12 protein-coding genes and 1 pseudogene are annotated in these 15,825 nt (G+C 50.3%); 10 read left to right on the forward strand and 3 right to left on the reverse strand.

The features are described 5' to 3' along the window. Window positions 1-327: 327 nt before the first annotated feature. The 6 genes from SH528x_RS19185 to SH528x_RS19210 all read left to right on the forward strand — a co-directional run bounded on the left by SH528x_RS19185 (window position 328) and on the right by SH528x_RS19210 (window position 5,355). On the forward strand, window positions 328-1,539 hold the full coding sequence (locus SH528x_RS19185; protein ID WP_442505066.1) for an HAD-IIIC family phosphatase: 1,212 nt from the start codon (window positions 328-330) through the stop codon (window positions 1,537-1,539). Continuing rightward, on the forward strand, window positions 1,482-2,246 hold the full coding sequence (locus tag SH528x_RS19190; RefSeq protein ID WP_442505067.1) for a polysaccharide deacetylase family protein: 765 nt from the start codon (window positions 1,482-1,484) through the stop codon (window positions 2,244-2,246). The genes SH528x_RS19185 and SH528x_RS19190 overlap by 58 nt, the downstream gene beginning before the upstream one ends. Before the next feature lie 135 nt (window positions 2,247-2,381). After that, complete coding sequence (locus SH528x_RS19195; protein WP_442505068.1) at window positions 2,382-3,143, forward strand: glycosyltransferase family 2 protein; 762 nt, start codon at window positions 2,382-2,384, stop codon at window positions 3,141-3,143. Window positions 3,144-3,215: 72 nt separating this feature from the next. Next, entirely contained in the window at window positions 3,216-3,482 is a 267-nt protein-coding gene (locus SH528x_RS19200; RefSeq protein WP_442505069.1) for a phosphopantetheine-binding protein, read from the forward strand. 59 nt (window positions 3,483-3,541) lie between these two features. Then, window positions 3,542-4,636, forward strand: a complete 1,095-nt coding sequence (locus SH528x_RS19205) for a hypothetical protein (RefSeq protein WP_442505070.1) — start codon at window positions 3,542-3,544, stop codon at window positions 4,634-4,636. Continuing rightward, window positions 4,636-5,355, forward strand: a complete 720-nt coding sequence (locus SH528x_RS19210) for a polysaccharide deacetylase family protein (RefSeq protein WP_442505071.1) — start codon at window positions 4,636-4,638, stop codon at window positions 5,353-5,355. Before SH528x_RS19205 ends, SH528x_RS19210 begins: the two co-directional genes overlap by 1 nt. 1,890 nt (window positions 5,356-7,245) lie before the next feature. Here the strand turns inward: SH528x_RS19210 and SH528x_RS19215 are convergent. Further along, window positions 7,246-8,505 (reverse strand): hypothetical protein, encoded by a 1,260-nt coding sequence (locus tag SH528x_RS19215; protein ID WP_442505072.1) that lies wholly within the window; start codon window positions 8,503-8,505, stop codon window positions 7,246-7,248. A 338-nt stretch (window positions 8,506-8,843) separates the two neighbouring features. After that, window positions 8,844-9,098, reverse strand: coding sequence for a hypothetical protein (locus tag SH528x_RS19220; protein WP_442505073.1), 255 nt, complete (start codon window positions 9,096-9,098; stop codon window positions 8,844-8,846). 184 nt (window positions 9,099-9,282) lie between these two features. Between SH528x_RS19220 and SH528x_RS19225 the strand changes: the two genes are divergently transcribed. Next, a complete protein-coding gene (locus tag SH528x_RS19225; RefSeq protein WP_442505074.1) occupies window positions 9,283-10,383 on the forward strand; it encodes a hypothetical protein in 1,101 nt (366 codons plus the stop codon). A gap of 117 nt (window positions 10,384-10,500) precedes the next feature. Further along, complete coding sequence (locus SH528x_RS19230) at window positions 10,501-10,788, forward strand: hypothetical protein (RefSeq protein ID WP_442505075.1); 288 nt, start codon at window positions 10,501-10,503, stop codon at window positions 10,786-10,788. Here the strand turns inward: SH528x_RS19230 and SH528x_RS19235 are convergent. Beyond that, window positions 10,785-11,048 (reverse strand): hypothetical protein, encoded by a 264-nt coding sequence (locus SH528x_RS19235; RefSeq protein ID WP_442505076.1) that lies wholly within the window; start codon window positions 11,046-11,048, stop codon window positions 10,785-10,787. The genes SH528x_RS19230 and SH528x_RS19235 overlap by 4 nt on opposite strands. A 1,448-nt stretch (window positions 11,049-12,496) precedes the next feature. Between SH528x_RS19235 and SH528x_RS19240 the strand changes: the two genes are divergently transcribed. Both SH528x_RS19240 and SH528x_RS19245 read left to right on the forward strand, forming a co-directional pair. After that, window positions 12,497-13,783 (forward strand): FAD-binding oxidoreductase, encoded by a 1,287-nt coding sequence (locus SH528x_RS19240; protein ID WP_442512140.1) that lies wholly within the window; start codon window positions 12,497-12,499, stop codon window positions 13,781-13,783. A 431-nt stretch (window positions 13,784-14,214) separates the two neighbouring features. Then, window positions 14,215-15,313, forward strand: a pseudogene (locus SH528x_RS19245) (IS3 family transposase). Window positions 15,314-15,825: the final 512 nt, after the last annotated feature.

A 15,825-nucleotide genomic window follows, 5' to 3' on the forward strand; every position in this document is an offset into this window, starting at 1 on the left:
ACCCCAGTCCAAGTACGCAAAATTGAATGGCTAGTATCACTTGCTGAGTCATTGGCTCGAAGGTCACCGATTCGAAACATTAAAGTATTATCAAGGCAAGCAATCGTCGCGAGGATCGTTCGAAAGCTGAAGCAAAGGGTGGCATCATCTGGCAAATTGTCTAGCATCAGAGCCTCGCCAACAAAGTTCGTAGCGGAGGTGTATACGGATGAACGGGCACCCGCACCAATCAGCATTAACTTCGTATCAAGACAAGAACCAAAGCTGAACCGGCAATTTCTCGCCCCTCTCAACGCAGGATGGAACTGCATCGAAGTAAGCGCTGACGTGTTCTCCCCTGTATATCTAGACAGCCATGACTTCCTAGTGTCGATCGACCCCCACCTCGCCAATGAACCACACTCAACACGCACTTTGTTCTTTGCGGCGATGGCATTCTTGTCCGACCGCGATTCGCTTTACGACAAAGCGACTGATCGCCTCACGGACGCGATTGGTAGCGATGCAGTAAAGGCTGTGATTTGGGACCTCGATGGCACGCTATGGCACGAGACCCTGATTGAGAACGGGATCGAAAATGTCCGCCCCAACCAAGTCTTACTTGATGCCGTTCGGCATTTGGACTCAGTAGGTATCGTCCAGAGCATCGCAAGCAAAAACGACTTCGATCAAGCGGTGTCAGTCCTGACCGAGTTGGGTGTCTTTGAGTATTTCATTTTTGCGAAAGCGAATTGGCGTCCGAAGAGCCAGAATGTTGTTGACATTGTACGCGCGCTCAATGTTGACGAAAACTCGGTGCTTTTCGTAGACGATTCCGCGTTTGAGCGTGCCGAGGTCCAGTCAATGTTGCCCAGGATTCGATGCGTTCATCCATCACAAATGGAATCTTATGCTTCAATGGATATCCTCAATCCTGCGGTTTCAACCGAAGCGACTCAGCGAAGACATTCTTACAAGGCTGAGGAAAGACGCCAGCACGACAGTTCGAGGCTTGCAGATTTCCAAGTGTTCTTAAAGCAATGCATGCTTGATCTCACGATAAGTACAATGTCGGAGGAGGCGTTGGATCGTGCCTATGAACTTGTGACGCGAACTCATCAGTTGAACTTTTCGGGTACCATCTTGTCTCGGGCCGAACTACTTGACGTGAGTCGCTCTGACGAAACGAGTGTTTTCTTAGCTCGGTGCAAAGACAAGTATGGAGACTACGGAACGATTGGGATCGCTACGTTTGTGGCGGAGTCGGGGGTCAGCAGAGTCAGCAATTTTGCGCTCAGTTGCCGCGTCCAATCGAAGATGATTGAACACTATTTCTTAAAATGGATTTTTGATTTGGCTGCACGTTCTGGCCACTCCGTTCTGCATGTCACATACGTCCAAACGAAACGTAACTCGCCTGCGGGATCTGTATTCGACGATTTGAACGCTGTTCGCTGTGATCAACACGACAATTGTTTTCTACTCAAGAACAACAGCTTTTTATGTTTACCCCAAGATCTAATTGTCGTCGACTATGCGCAGCTGCCAAAGCAGGTTTGATCGAGTCATGCCTTCGCGTTGGAACGCGTTCGCAATTCGTAAGTATAGCCGATGAGCCCACATTTACCTTCACGTTTGATGACGCTCCAACGACGGCATACCGTCTTGGCGCCCCAATCCTCGAAGATGCTGGTTGCGAGGGAACCTTTTTTCTTTGCGGCAAATATATCGAAACGCCTTCGTCGTCTTTTGTCTCAAAGTCCCAGGCACTTGATCTGGTTAAAAGGGGGCACACTCTGGGCGCGCACACCTTCAGTCATGTCAACGCTCATAGAGTGTCGCCCGATGTGTTTTTTGCTGATGCCTTGTCTGGCAAGGAAAGCCTTTCGCGATTGTTGCGAGTTGGTGAGCCCGTCTGTTTCTCGTACCCATTCGGTTCGATTACCCGCCGGGTCAAGTCGTTTGCCGGAAATAATTTCCATCTGTGCCGTGGATCCTTTCCAGGTATAAATCTTGCGAGCATTGACCGTGCGATGATAAGGAGCAATCGCCTCTACTCATCGCGATTCTGCCGGGAGCGAGTGGAACGATTGATCAGAAAAACGGTCCGGCTTAAGGGATGGACTGTGTTTTATTCACATGATGTAGCGATGACCCCAAGTCCCTACGGTGTCACGCCATCACATCTTCGCTGGACGATTGATCTGTGCAAGAATCTTGGTGGGCGCGTGGCGGTATTCCAAGACGGGCTCAAGCACCCTTTATAGCACAGGACATGTACGAAGGTCATTCCGACAAAGGCTTTTCGGCGGCGTGCATGATAGATACTTCCATTTTTGCGGTACAGATTCGTTGGGCCTGGGAGCCATATGAGCGACTTATTGAGCCATATAGACGTTGTCATGTCACACTTTGAGGTTACCAAGTACCTCGAGGTCGCCGTTCGTTCGATTACGGAACAAACCAACTCAAACTGGACTCTGCATTTTGTGGATGATTGCTCGTCGACAGACGATTGGAAATCGATCATGCGTCCCTTTCGAGACGACGCGCGGATTCGCTGTTACCAAACCTCTCAAAACGTAGGGCACTACAGGATTAAGAACGCTATTTTGTCAAGGCTTCAAGGTCCATTTGTTGCGTTTCACGATGACGATGATTTTAGTCACAAAGACCGATTTCGGAAGCAGGTTTCATTTCTAGACCGATCTCGTGCAGACATGGTCGGCTGTAGTTTTGCACATGTTTCTGATGCGGGGAGTGTTTGCTCAAGCCGAAAGATGGTCCGAAACGCAAATTTTGGGCTTTGGCTTGGCCGTAAGTTCGTGCTTCTTCAGCCGACGATGATGGTTCGCCTAGCTGTGTTGCATTACTTGAATGGATTTGACGGTACTGCCAGAATCGCTGCTGACTCGGATTTCATTTTGCGAGCATCTCATTTCTTTCGCATCCGCAATTTGCAAGATACTCTGTACTACAAGCGGACGCACCCTCTAAGCTTAACGGAAGCACCGTCCACGGGGTTTGGATCGCAGCAAAGAAATGCCTACGGCCTGAGCATGCGTGAAAGGCATCTCCATCGGCGGAAGTTAAGAGGCGAACACTTGAGGGCTGCCGCGCAGGCACCAGAAAACGACTTGGAATTTCGTTTGGAACGAGTTTGACGAACTCTGCCGAATGCAATTTGAATTTTGAATGAGTGCTGAAACGAAAAGATTTTCTGAGGACACTAACAAATGATCACCGATAGTCAACTCGCGCTAGCCATAACTGAATGGCTTTCAATAAACTCATTAGAGCCAGCCATCCACATGCAGATTTTTGCAAATACGAATCTCTTTGAGGCTGGTGCCATCGATTCGCTGGGGTTAGTGCAACTGATTGACCATGTTAATGATGTTTCAGGTTATGAACTAGATTTGCTCGAAGTCGATCCCGACGACCTAACGACGATTGCGGGAATCTGTCGATGTGTAAACCGGCAGAACCCTAAACAGGGTTAGGTTTGTTTTTTTGACGATACTCCGATAAACTTCTTTCGTTGCTAGGCACTAAGCAAACCATGGCTATCAATGTCGTTTGTCACGATACCCGCTGGGTCTCCGCAGTACGCGCATTTAACGATCGGCTCGCGGATCAGGGCTCGAAATGGGGATTTTACCCAGACCCGATTCCCGCCTGGTTGCCGAAGTCAGAAAATGCCGAGATTTTCCGCGAGTTCTTCTTGGCTGTCGATGGTGAAGTCGTTCGGGGAGGCTATGCGCTCAAGACTCAGCCCTTTTTCATCGGTGGCACTAGGACACTCGTTTCTGCAGTTCAAGGGCCAGTCACGGAAGGGGCTGTCAACAGATCTTCTGGTGGGATTGTCTATCATCTCTTGCGCGACATGCACCAGCGGCAACCGTTGCTTTTCGGTTGGGGGATGGGGGGCTCCGACCGCATTCTGCCTCAGTTGCTTCCGCGGGTTGGTTGGGCAATGTCGCAATACTCCTGGTGCCAATTTGTGACACTGAACTCGGGCAGGCTTAGTAAACGACTTCCAATCGAAACACTTCGATTAGAATCGTTTGGCTTCTCGAGTAGCACTTTATTGCCCGAACCGCTCCCTGAGATTAATGCCAGCGAAGTGCCGGATTTCGGAAACTGGAGTGATGTGATTTGGAATAACTGTTGCCGGGACTATGCTTTCGTTGGTCAACGAACTTCATCGATCTTGCGTAGTCTTTACCCTCGTGAAAACTCTAGTTACTTACGTCTTCGCATTGACAGGTGTGATCAACCTATCGGATGGGCCGTGCTCGTCATACGAGAGATGCAGGACGACGAAATATTCGGGAATGCGATTGTCGCGTATCTTTGGGACTGCATGGCTGCTGTCCGCGAATGTGACAATGTCATTGCTAGCGTTTTTGCTTACTGCGGATCGAAGGGGTGCGATTTAATTCTGTCATGCTTGTCTGAGGAGAATTGGGTGAGTTCCATTAATCGAAATGGAGGTCGGGCCTATATCGATCGCCAACGTGTCTTTGGGACTTCTCCAGCGCTTTCAGCGCTGCTCGAATCTTCGCAAAACGTCTTTCTTTCAGACGGTGATGCCGATGGACCAATAGGGTTCTTTGGAAAAAAGATGGGACTCGCTCCTGGTGGTAGTCACTGATGAGTGTTGCGATATCGCTAACCTCCTTTGCTCTTGTACTCTTTGTGGCGAGTTGGTGTTTTAGTCGGTCACGCCGTTGGCAATTCTGCGGCAGTATTTTTCATAGGGCGAACTTGACTGAAAGGATTGTTGCCATAACATTTGACGATGGTCCGACGCCTTTGGAAACCGATTGCGTTCTCCAGATATTGCGTGACGCGGGGGTCAAGGCGACATTCTTTTTAGTCGGCCGCGACATTGAAAAATACCCCGAGTCCGCTCGTGCAATCTCTTGTGAAGGGCACGAAATTGGCAACCATTCATACTCTCATAGCAGACTGCTCTTCAAATCGCATAAGTTTCTGTTTCAAGAAATAGAGCGAACTGACGTGGCTATAAAAGCAATCGGCTATTCTAAGGATACGCATTTTCGACCTCCATACTGTAAGAAGCTCATCGGGCTTCCTGTGGTTTTGGCCAGGCTTCGCAAGCACACAATCACGTGGGATATAGAGCCAGACTCAAGTCGTAGGAACCGTGATGACCCAGCTAGAATTGAAGAAATTGTTCTGAGCCGAATTCGTCCTGGCTCAATTGTGTTGCTTCACGTGATGGGCACACGCCGCAAGGCGTCTCTTCAGGCGCTCCCAAGAATCATCAATTCCCTTCAGCAGAGAGGATTTTTGTTGGTGAGGGTCTCTGAATTACTGGAGATCGCGGCGGGGGGAAGAGTGGCTTAGTGTCGATTTTGAAAGCAAAGACGCCTTTTCGACTTGGCTCTTCCATCGCTCCATTGTGAGTAGCGCCCCTAGCACCTGTGAGTTGTTGACTCGTAACAGTTGATGGTCGTTGATTAGTTTCACGACGCCCGACGATCCAAAGAGAGATTCGGAGACACTTCCTCTTGATGTCAGAGTGTCACGTAGTATTTCTACGACGGGTCCAGAGAAAAGATCTTGCTGCAGGATATGTGAATCGATTGCGTGTTTTCGCTTTATGAAACGCAAGTAGCAGTCTCTCAGCACTTGGCGAGAACTTTTCAAAAGGCTGCGGCCTACACTTGTGGCTCCCACTACACGGCAAAACCTGCATCTCGCGTGTTCCCAGGGGACCAGCTTATGGCCGTTGACAGGTAGCCAGTAAGCAGATTTCAAATGACTTCGAATCAGCAACTGATGCAATCGGCAGTTCAGTCCGAATGGAGTTGAAAGAGAAAACAAACTTTCCAGAAGACGAGTGCTTTCGAACGGGGTGTGCCTAAGGGCTTCATCAGGAAGCCTTGCGCCCTGTCCCCATCGTCCAAACCTTTCGAACAGCATTATTGCATCCAAGCGGTCTGGCCCGATCTTAAATTCTTGAAAGTAGAATTCGACAATACATCTCAGGCGCGCTTCTAGATGTTCGGCGATTTCAACGGCTGACCAGGACAATGAATCGATCCGAAATCCAAATATGGAACTCGTGGCATTCATCAGATCGCTGGGTGTATCCAGTGCCATGTGCCATGGATAGCACGCCCCTCGAAACAGTCCGCCGGCGCCCCCGCTGAGCCTTGGGTTCTGATTGATGCCAGCGGAGATTGCAGGTCTAAATGCACGTTTGGAGTTTGTGTCACCATTTCTGTAGAAAGCCAACACGTCGCAGTTGTAGAGAAAGGCCTCTTGCGACTCAAATCGAGGTTCGGTCGCCATATGACGAATCCCATTGTTGGCTGCGATTTGCCTCGCAACGCGGACGTCGATGCTGTCGGGCCTGCCTGATGTCGTTGTCAAGATGCGGTCAGGCGGAATTACGGATAACGCCAACGCAAGCACTGACCGACTATCGAATCCAGCAGTTAGTTCCACCTCCACTTCCTCTTCCCCTTCAGCCAACTCCGCAACATTGGCTTGCATTGCATGAAGCATCGCGTCCTCTGAGCTGAACACATTACTTCCATGCTCTCGTTTAAGCGGGGCCGAACGCGTCTTCTGAATCTGGGAGTTTGGGGACCATGTTAACAACTGATACGGCGAACAAGCCTCGACTGACTTCAAGAAGCTGCGTCCTCCGAGCGACCAGTCGCACGCGACGGTAGACGCCATCGAGACAAGGTCGAATTCGATGTCGCATCGGCCAGTACCAATCAATGCAACCTCACAATTGGATATTGCCAAAGAGCCGGAGCAATTGAAGTACCGTAAACACCGACGACCGATCGGGTCGCTCAGCAACGTAAATTGTCTCTTTGTGCGATTGAAAATGATCGCCGAAAAACTTCCATCCAGATCCCTTACACCAAGATGGCTGTCACGTTCCCAAGCATCCAGTATCGCGCTGGCAGGCTTACGTAAACGCGGGGGCCCAGTTCCCGCAGTTCCGTAGCACAAGACAGTGGTTGTACTGGAAGTTGCGTGGGAAACGAGGCGTTTCCGCACATCGCTTGGGACGATATACCAGCAGTAAGCATCCTGGAGTGACAGAACGTGAGTCGAGGTGTCTGCAAGGCAACCATTGGGTATGACGTTTTCGGTAACCTGTAGGCTTCGCTGTGAATCGGACTCAGCGTTTGCTCCCGCCGACAAAAATAGTACATTCATCAGTTGGCGATTCTCTGAACAAGTCACATCGAGTGAGAGCGGACGCTAACACTACGTGGAATTCGTATCGGGGTTAAGTGGCTCGGACAGTATTTCTGGCCAAAGACGTTCAATCAAGTTTCGTAATGCTCTGTGTTCGGGGGAAACACGCAGAATACCGTCTATTCCAAGGAACGAGGCAATCAGTTCTCGATTGGCAAATGGGCTTATCGTCTCACAGGCGAGATCGTGTTCGGCGAACTGCTGAGAGATGCCGTTCCCCATCCGATGCTCCCAGTAAGCTAGGTTGAGAATTGGAAACGTAAATGCGCAGTCAGGCAGCGCATTGCCCCATATTCTCAATTCGTTTTCCACCAGTTTGCATGGGGAGTAACCAAAACCACAAAACGCTTTAGAAAGAAAATCTCCAATGTTCGTCTTGGTTACGGAGGTTCGAGAGGTTTCACGCGGGTTCTTTCGAAGAAGTTCACCACCAAGCCCTGTCAATGTCACAACGTTATCCAGGCTCAAATCCTTAGGTCCCGCAACCATGCGTGTTCGTCTGTTATCGCTTGCGTGCCTAACATTCCGGTTAAGTATTTGTCGCAACGAGTCAGTCAGTGGTTCCACCGTATTCCTAACGTGGAGTTGGAATCCGTGCGTCTTCGCTAAGGACATTGGGATGCGTATGTCCTGGTGGTTGTCATCAAGCGAACCCATCTTGTCTACAAAGACATGCATCGAATGTAGCTCGTCTTTAGACCCAGCAAGCAATATCCGGCTATCTAGGCCAGCTGTGACCGGCAGATGTAAAGTATATCTTGTGGCCAGCGCGGATATCGCTCCTTGTATTAGCTCTCGACCAATTTCAATCACCTCGTCCATGTCCAAGGACGCGATTTTTTTGTACGGAAAAAAACGAACTACTTTAGCTGCATCCAGTTCGAGGTAGTGGTTAGGCAGAAGAAGCGAGCATTCACGAAATTGTGTCTTCGTGCCAAACCACGTGTGCTGAAGTTCATGAAATGTGACAGACTCGAGGAACTCACGAACCGTCGGGTCATCCGAACGGCTCAATTCGCAGCACTCATGTAGGATGTTTGGCTGAGAGGCGCATGCTAAACCCGATTTCGTTGATGCGTAAAAAATGGACCTGGCACCAACTGCATCTCCCCAGATTCCTGACCTGTGCGTGTCATACCAAACAACGATCCAGCGACCGGTCATTCTATCCGTCAAACGGAGGGCAGTGTCGAGCGAATTTGCTTGCTCAAGTAAATTGCTTGCGATTTCGTCGTGGCCCAATGAAGGTGATCGCGGATCGACCATCACTCCCAAGATAAAAACTTTCCTTCTCCCATATATCTGCTGATACACCTCTAGATCAGGGTGCCAAAATAGGTCTTTGTCAGGCGAAATGGGCGCAGAACACCAACCTTTCGGGGGCCGTATATTGTGCCCTGCTAGCAAAAACTGCCTTCGAAAAAGCAGGCGATCGGCTAGATCTAGCATGCCACATACCATGCACAGATGCGGCTTGGCCTGCAACTCGCTATCGAAAGCAACGCGTGCGTCAGATCTTCCTTGATGCTCTTCATAGTTTTTCCACGCAGATTGCTTCGTTCATCCCGAATCGCTTAAGCCTCACAGAATGAGTCTCAAAAAGCCATTCAGGATTTACAAGGAGCGTGCTTATCAAGATATGACTCTGCTTCCTTGCGAAGATGCTCAAAAAGCCCAAGCGTAAGCTTCTTGGCGGCAAGGTTTGCTTCGGCACTTCCACGTCCTGTTTGCTGCCGTTTGAATTGGCGCATCTGCATCTTAAATCCCAGATACGCTTCCTCTGCTGCAGCAACGACTTCGGTCGGCAAGCCACGTTCTTGCAAAAAATCCACATTGGCGGAGCTTAGATTCGTGTTTGGCACAGTACTGTTCCTCTAAGAAGGGTTGAGAGATACGAGAATCCTCAATTATTGCTACACGCAGTAGCCGCCCGCAAGGGGTAGAATTGCAGCTGACAACCAATTTGCCAGGTCGAGAGATTGACAGACATTACCACGATATCCACGGGTTGTCCGGCAGGCAATACGAATCTTAGGAGCAGTAATTTTGACAGTTGAGAATAAGCCGCTATCCATTGGTTTCTTGGGGAAGCCGAAATCTGATCATGCTGATGCACTAGGGTCGTTGGCTTCATGCATTAACGCAAAATACATTCGCATTCCAGATTCTCCCAATAGCGGAGCCTATCAGGCGAGCAAAATCCGAATTGTACGCCAGTTGTATCGAGGTTGCATGCAATGGAAGGGCACCGCACACCGAGCGTATCTCAAGGACGCTCTCGGGGCAATTGATTCTAACGATGTCGATGTCTTGGTGGCTTATTGGGCAACCAACCCGCTAGCTGATGCGATTGCGATAAAACGTGAGCGACCAAGAACGGCAGTTGTCGCAAACGTTCTGTGTCACCCAAAGGGATTTACGGGAAGAAGCATGGTTTTAGCGGATCAGCTCTTTCGTAGAGCTGCAGCAAAGTTGGACGGTTTTATTTTCCCGACCCATCAAATGAAATACTATTTCGAGCGCAGGATTTTTAGAGGAATTCAAGTTCATTCAACTGTAATCCCTCCGTGCTGGTCTGGAACCATGAGCCCTTCAATCGATATAAAGTGCGACTATTCGACTCCTTCAATTTTGCATATGGGGCGAACCGAATTGAAAACTCATTCCCGTTCCGAGAATCTCTTAGATCAATTGATGAACTGCGGAATAAATGTTCACTATTGCCCGGCCGATCCAAAAGCCAAGCAACACCCACATCAGCACTACTTTGCTCGGCGTTCTCTACCTGAACTAATCAAGTTTGCAACGCAATTTCCTGCTACGCTTGGCGGGTTCATAACCCCGTCGCTCGCCTCTAGCCGGCAAGTCCATCTTTCGGTTCCCGATCGACTGATCAGTAGTGTCGCAAGTGGGGTCCCCGTCGCTCTTCCGTTCGACGGGTACGAGGCGTACAAAGAATATCTGCACCAATATGAAGCAGTCATTCGATTTGACTCCGCCGAGGTACTTGCGAATCAATTACGAAACCCCGATAGCTTACGTAAGTTGAAAGAACTAAGCCAGAACACGCGATCCCACTATCGGATAGAAGCCCATGCTGAGCAGTACTTGCAATTTTTCACGACCGTTATCGATGGGTGTCGATAAGTGCTAGATCGCTTCCTTGAAAAAATCAGTGGAAGCAGTTGCCAAAAGGTTTCGCTCTATAATCGCTGTGTTTCCTGAACAAGTGATCTCGCGCTGCAGCAGTTGGCACTAGACAAGTTGCGACCATCTAAGATTTCGACTGGTTCGATTCCACCGCAGGCGATTACCGAAGCCAAGGATCGATCCGAGCGAGGTACGGGAAGCGTTGTGACACCACGATCGCAACGACTGACTATCGGTCTTGCCGTTGCCATTGGTCGCGAAGTTATCTCGGTCGAGTATTTCGATTCGCGAACCACTGCAGCCAAAGTGTGGAAGCAATTGACTGTTGCTTTCGCTGTCGACACAACGTCGGTCAGCCAGGAACATTGGTCGCTCACCACGCGACCGATCGCCTTTGGTTAGGCGTGTATGTCGTTGTACTCCTTCCACGCACTACGAGCCGCGACAACCACTACATCGTTGGGTTTAGCCAGCAAACCTTCCGCTTCGATCTTCGACTGTAACTCTCGCAGAAGAAATGCTTCACGCTCAGAGACCACCTCTGTCGAGTCTTCAAGCATTTCGTCGATGGCTTGGTCCAACAATGACGACCATTCCGTAAAGTGAGTGTTGCTTGTTGCCGCCCTGGGCTCTGGGATCGGGCAAGTTTTCAAACGTTGCAAAAATCACAGGCGTGTTTGTAATCATGGGCAGTCCTTTGGGCTCAGCAGTTGGCCAGAACTAGCCAACTTGGTTCCTTTGATTAGCAAGCAAATCGCTTGCTAATTTGACGGAACCAACTACAACGCAGCAATTGTTCCAAGGCGAATCAAATGCGATTGCCCTGGGTGCATTACCTTGGATGTCTCGCGAAGCATGGCCAGCGAGGATGTGATTAATCGTCTGTTCGAGTTGTTTGTGGCCTACGACGTTCCCGATTGCATCCGCTGAGGTGGCCCACGCTTGACGGGCGCGCCATTCCTTAAGGATTGAGGTTCAGCTCGAAGCGGTTTGGTGACAGGTAATCTATGGATGAATGGTTGCGCAGAGAGCTTCCAAAGCCCTACTGCGAGACGAACTTCTTGGGATGGAGGAGTTCGACAGCTTTCGTCATGCACGTGCCCATGCTTCCCCTCTGTGCCAACATGAGTGAGACAACTTTGAAATTTTGCAAAGTTGAGGGCACGGAGAGTTTACATGACCGAAAACGCCGACAAGAAAAATTGAGAAAAATCCTGAGGTGACTGGGAAAGCGGCTCGGCGTCGCTTTACAGCAGAGTACAAACGCCGCATCGCGATCGAGGCTGAACAGTGTTCCGAGCCCGGTGAGATTGGAGCCCTACTACGTCGCGAATGGCAGCATCTTGTCACCGTTGAATCCAAGTCAAAACCCTCGCGTGAACAATGCGTCGGGTGGCCTAGGATTCGCTCCGCTGCACTTGTCGAAGAAGTGATCCCCACAGTAATCTGCCCGGAAGTCATTCCAAAATGTAAGAGCTGTATGTCAACCGACGCAACATTCGCATCAAGCCCCCGGTACAATGCAGTTGAGAAGGCTGCGCGCTCGACTTTCGTCTCCACCAACATCGAACCCAGTCACTTTCGATCGAAGGCCCTAAATAAGGCCTTTCGTTGGAGAAAAACAAATGCCCCACCGACAACAAATAGTTTGTTGAACTTGGGACCAGAATCCTGGAGGGTCTCGCGTGGATCCGACATGAAGAACTCAGACACGGCTCCAAGCTGGCAATCACTCCGCCCGCCAAACACAAATTCAACGATAACCCATATGATCGGAAACATCATCAGTCGTAAAGACAGTAGAATTCAAGACGAGCCGCAAAGTGTTGATGGATCTGCAGTGGGAGTGAACTGCGTGGGTGAGTTTGGTGTCGGATCGAACCGAATGAAAAGGCGAACATTCTTGATGCGACTTGGCGCAACGGCTTCTTCAGTTCTGCTGTCTGACAGCTTGGCCCAGTCAGGCGAGCCGCGTCGCCGTTTTGCGCATCGCCTACCCCAGATACGTGGTTGCTATGATCTGTCCGCGTGTCTCGTCGGCAGTGGGTTTCGCGGCAAAGCCAGCGAGAGCTGCGAGTCAAGGCGAAATGTGTCTCGTGACTTCGGCGGCATGACAACTGGGGTTCCGCGTTTGGTTACGTGGCCACGTGACACTCACGACGTGCGAGCTGTTGTTCGGTTTGCGAAGAACCACAGAATGCGGATCGTGCCGCGCGGTCGCGCTCATTCGGTTGAGGGGCAGTCCGTTGACGAATTTTCGATTTGTCTCTTAACCAAGGAACTGCAACTACCAAGCGGAAGACGAATCGAGCTTGATACAGCCAATCGGCGGGTAACGGTAGCCGCAGGCGTAACTTGGCTGGAAATCGTCAAGGCAACAAGCCAATGCAAGCTGATGCCATTTGTACTTACGAGCGCATTGACAACAACCGTGGGGGGCACTTTATCCACCGGTGGCGCATTCTTCGGAAGTCATCGCTTCGGAATGCAGATCGATCACGTTTACTCGATGACGGTAGTCGACGGGACAGGGGCATTGATCGAATGCGCGCCATCATATTCTGAATCCACTGCTGGAAACTCCAGAATCTGCGACGCAGTTATGGGAGGATTGGGTCACTTTGGTGTATTGACGGCTGCGACTATTGACCTTCGACCGTGCACGGACAACATCCACGAATATGTGCTAGCCTATCCATCATTTGCAGCACTCGCGGATGCCACAAGAAATGCGGGCAACGACGGTGAATTTGAGTCAGTCATTGGGCGCGTTAGTCGCGACGATAACACAAAATCACTTCGATTTATTTGCGTCGTCACACTAGGGTCCAACGATCCTAGAGTGCCAACACAGCTTCCAAGGAACGTGGTCGCTCTCGGTGGTTACGCCGTTAGCCGCTCGGTGGAGCCCTATCTTGAATACGTATCCAAATCGTCCGTCAAATACGAAGCCGATATGAATGAGGGCAAGTATCCCTCAAGGTTGGCCCTGTGGTTCGAGGTTGGCTTTCCCTCGGTTGAACGATCGCTGATTTTTTCGAGTGCGTCTCAAGTTCTTGATACGCTTGAGGCCGGAGAGTCGGTGCTCCTCGTTCCCCAAAAACCTAATGACGTGCCCAACACGGAGTCATTGCACGTAGGGTCATCACGACTTGGTTTCGGAGTCCTTCAGTCGCGAGCAAACTGCTCAGACGCTCTTTTGTTACGTGAGACGCATCGCAAGTGGCTCCCGATCGCGTTTTCCTTGGGTGGAAAAAACTACAACGTTGATTCGCTGCCGTACACCACAGATCTTTGGAGGAGCCATCTTGGGGCTCGATTTCAAAGAGTGAGAACCAACAAACGCAAGTTTGACCCGTATTCTGTGTTCCCGCGTTTTCCTGAACTATATGATTGACAGTTGCTGCGGAAAATGTCCATCGTATTGGTAACCGCGCCGCAGCCGGCTTACTACAAAAAGGCCACACGCTCAAGTGATTTGAGCACAGAAAAACCAACGCGGGAGAGACACAGGTTGCCGCCCGCTCACTCGGTGCTATAAAATGCACGAGCCAGGCAGTTCGACACTGGAATCTCGGTCCCTTCTTCAAGCCAAAGCCATTGACCACAAGTACTCTTCGGCATAATGCTCGCACTGTGCTATCAGGCAAAATCTCATTTATTTAAAGCAAAGGGCAGAAAATGACTCCAGAAGAATTCGCGGCTTTTGCGACAACTTCGAGAACAGTCCTTTATGGATATCTCTCTGACCTGCAACCAAAAAACTGGGCCATTTGAAGTGAGAAAATCGGGTTAGAATTTGGCCGTCATTTACAGGAGATGATGACCATGAAGAAGTCTCGATATACGAACGAACAGATCGCCATTGCGCTCAAGCAGGCGGAGGCCGGAACGCCCGTTGAAGAGGTATGTCGGAAGCTTGGCGTGAGCCAACCGACGTTCTATCGTTGGAAGAAGAAGTTCGATGGACTGGGAGTTGAAGAGCTCCGTCGATTGAAGTCTTTGGAGGAAGAGAACAGGCGATTGAATTCGTTGGTGGCTGATTTGAGTTTGGACAAACAGATCTTGCAGGATGTTCTGTCAAAAAAGCTCTGAGGCCTGCCCGCCTTTGTGAATGTGTCGAGGGAGCCCAGCATTGTTACCGCATCAGCGAGCGTCGTGCTTGCAAACTGGTCGGTCTGGCTCGGTCATCGATCGCTACGAGTCCACGAAGGATGAGCAGGCCGCCTTACGAATGCGTCTGAAAGAGCTGGCGGCAACGCGAGTTCATTACGGCTACCGTCGATTGCATATTCTGCTCAGGCGCGAAGACTGGGACGTGAATGCAAAGCGAGTCTATCGACTCTACCGCGAGGAACAGCTGAATTTGCGAACGAAGACACTGAAGCGTCGAGTCAGCTGTCGAACTCGTGTCGATCGACCCGAGGCGACTCGCATTAACGACTGCTGGGCGATGGATTTCATGTCCGATGAGCTGTTCGATGGCCGCAAAATACGCCTGTTAACGAAAGTCGATCTCTTTACCCGTGAGAGTCTGGCGATCGAGGTCGGTCAGCGGATGCGTGGCGGCGAAGTTGTCGCTGCATTGGATCGGTTGGCGATGGATCGAAGATCGCCCAAAACGATTCGAGTTGACAACGGTCCTAAGTTCACATCAAAAGTTTTGGATCAGTGGGAGTATGCCAATGGCGTCACGCTTGACTTCAGTAGGCCTGGAAAACCAACGGATAACGCTTTCATTGAATCCTTCAACGGGAGCGTCCGAGCTGAATGCCTCAACGAAAATTGGTTCTTGTCCTTGGAGGACGCAAAGGAGAAGATTGAAGCTTGGCGAGTTGACTACAACGAGCATCGACCCCACAGCGATTTGGGCAACCTAGCCCCCAAAGATTTCGCTTCATCTGGCCGGGCTAGCCCGGCCAGATGAAGCCCGGTTTTTCTCACTGACGGTGGTACAGATTTGGGTAGCAGGTCTGGCGCAGTCCAATAACGAATTGCCGATGCAATTTGACGGCGGGTCGCGATCACAGTAGCTCACTGAACAAGTGAAGTATTGCCCACGCAGCGTCAGTGTGAGTACAATATGAGTGTAACGCAGGTGCTTGCTGAAACGCGGTATTTCACTGTGCCAAAGTGCGATTGAAGCTTGAACCCAACTTGTACTTAATTTGCAAATTGGAGATTCAGGTTCTAGTGCGGTATAGAGACGTGTTTGCGTTTTTTGGCAGACGGATTTTGGGGACAAGATTGGACGTTTGACCGCAACGCAAAGCAAATCTAAGATGAGTTGCAATTAAACGTTTCATCAATCCAGGAAGGAGATTGCGGTTCAAAACCAACTCATTCACAGTGCAGAAGCAACCGCCGAAGATAGCTTAAGGGCCTAGTGGGAGTTAATCCCGTGGAGGTTCGAGTCCTCTCGGCCGCATTGATTTTTAC

The organism is Novipirellula methanifontis (assembly GCF_052161655.1).
Taxonomy (GTDB): Bacteria; Planctomycetota; Planctomycetia; order Pirellulales; family Pirellulaceae; genus Novipirellula.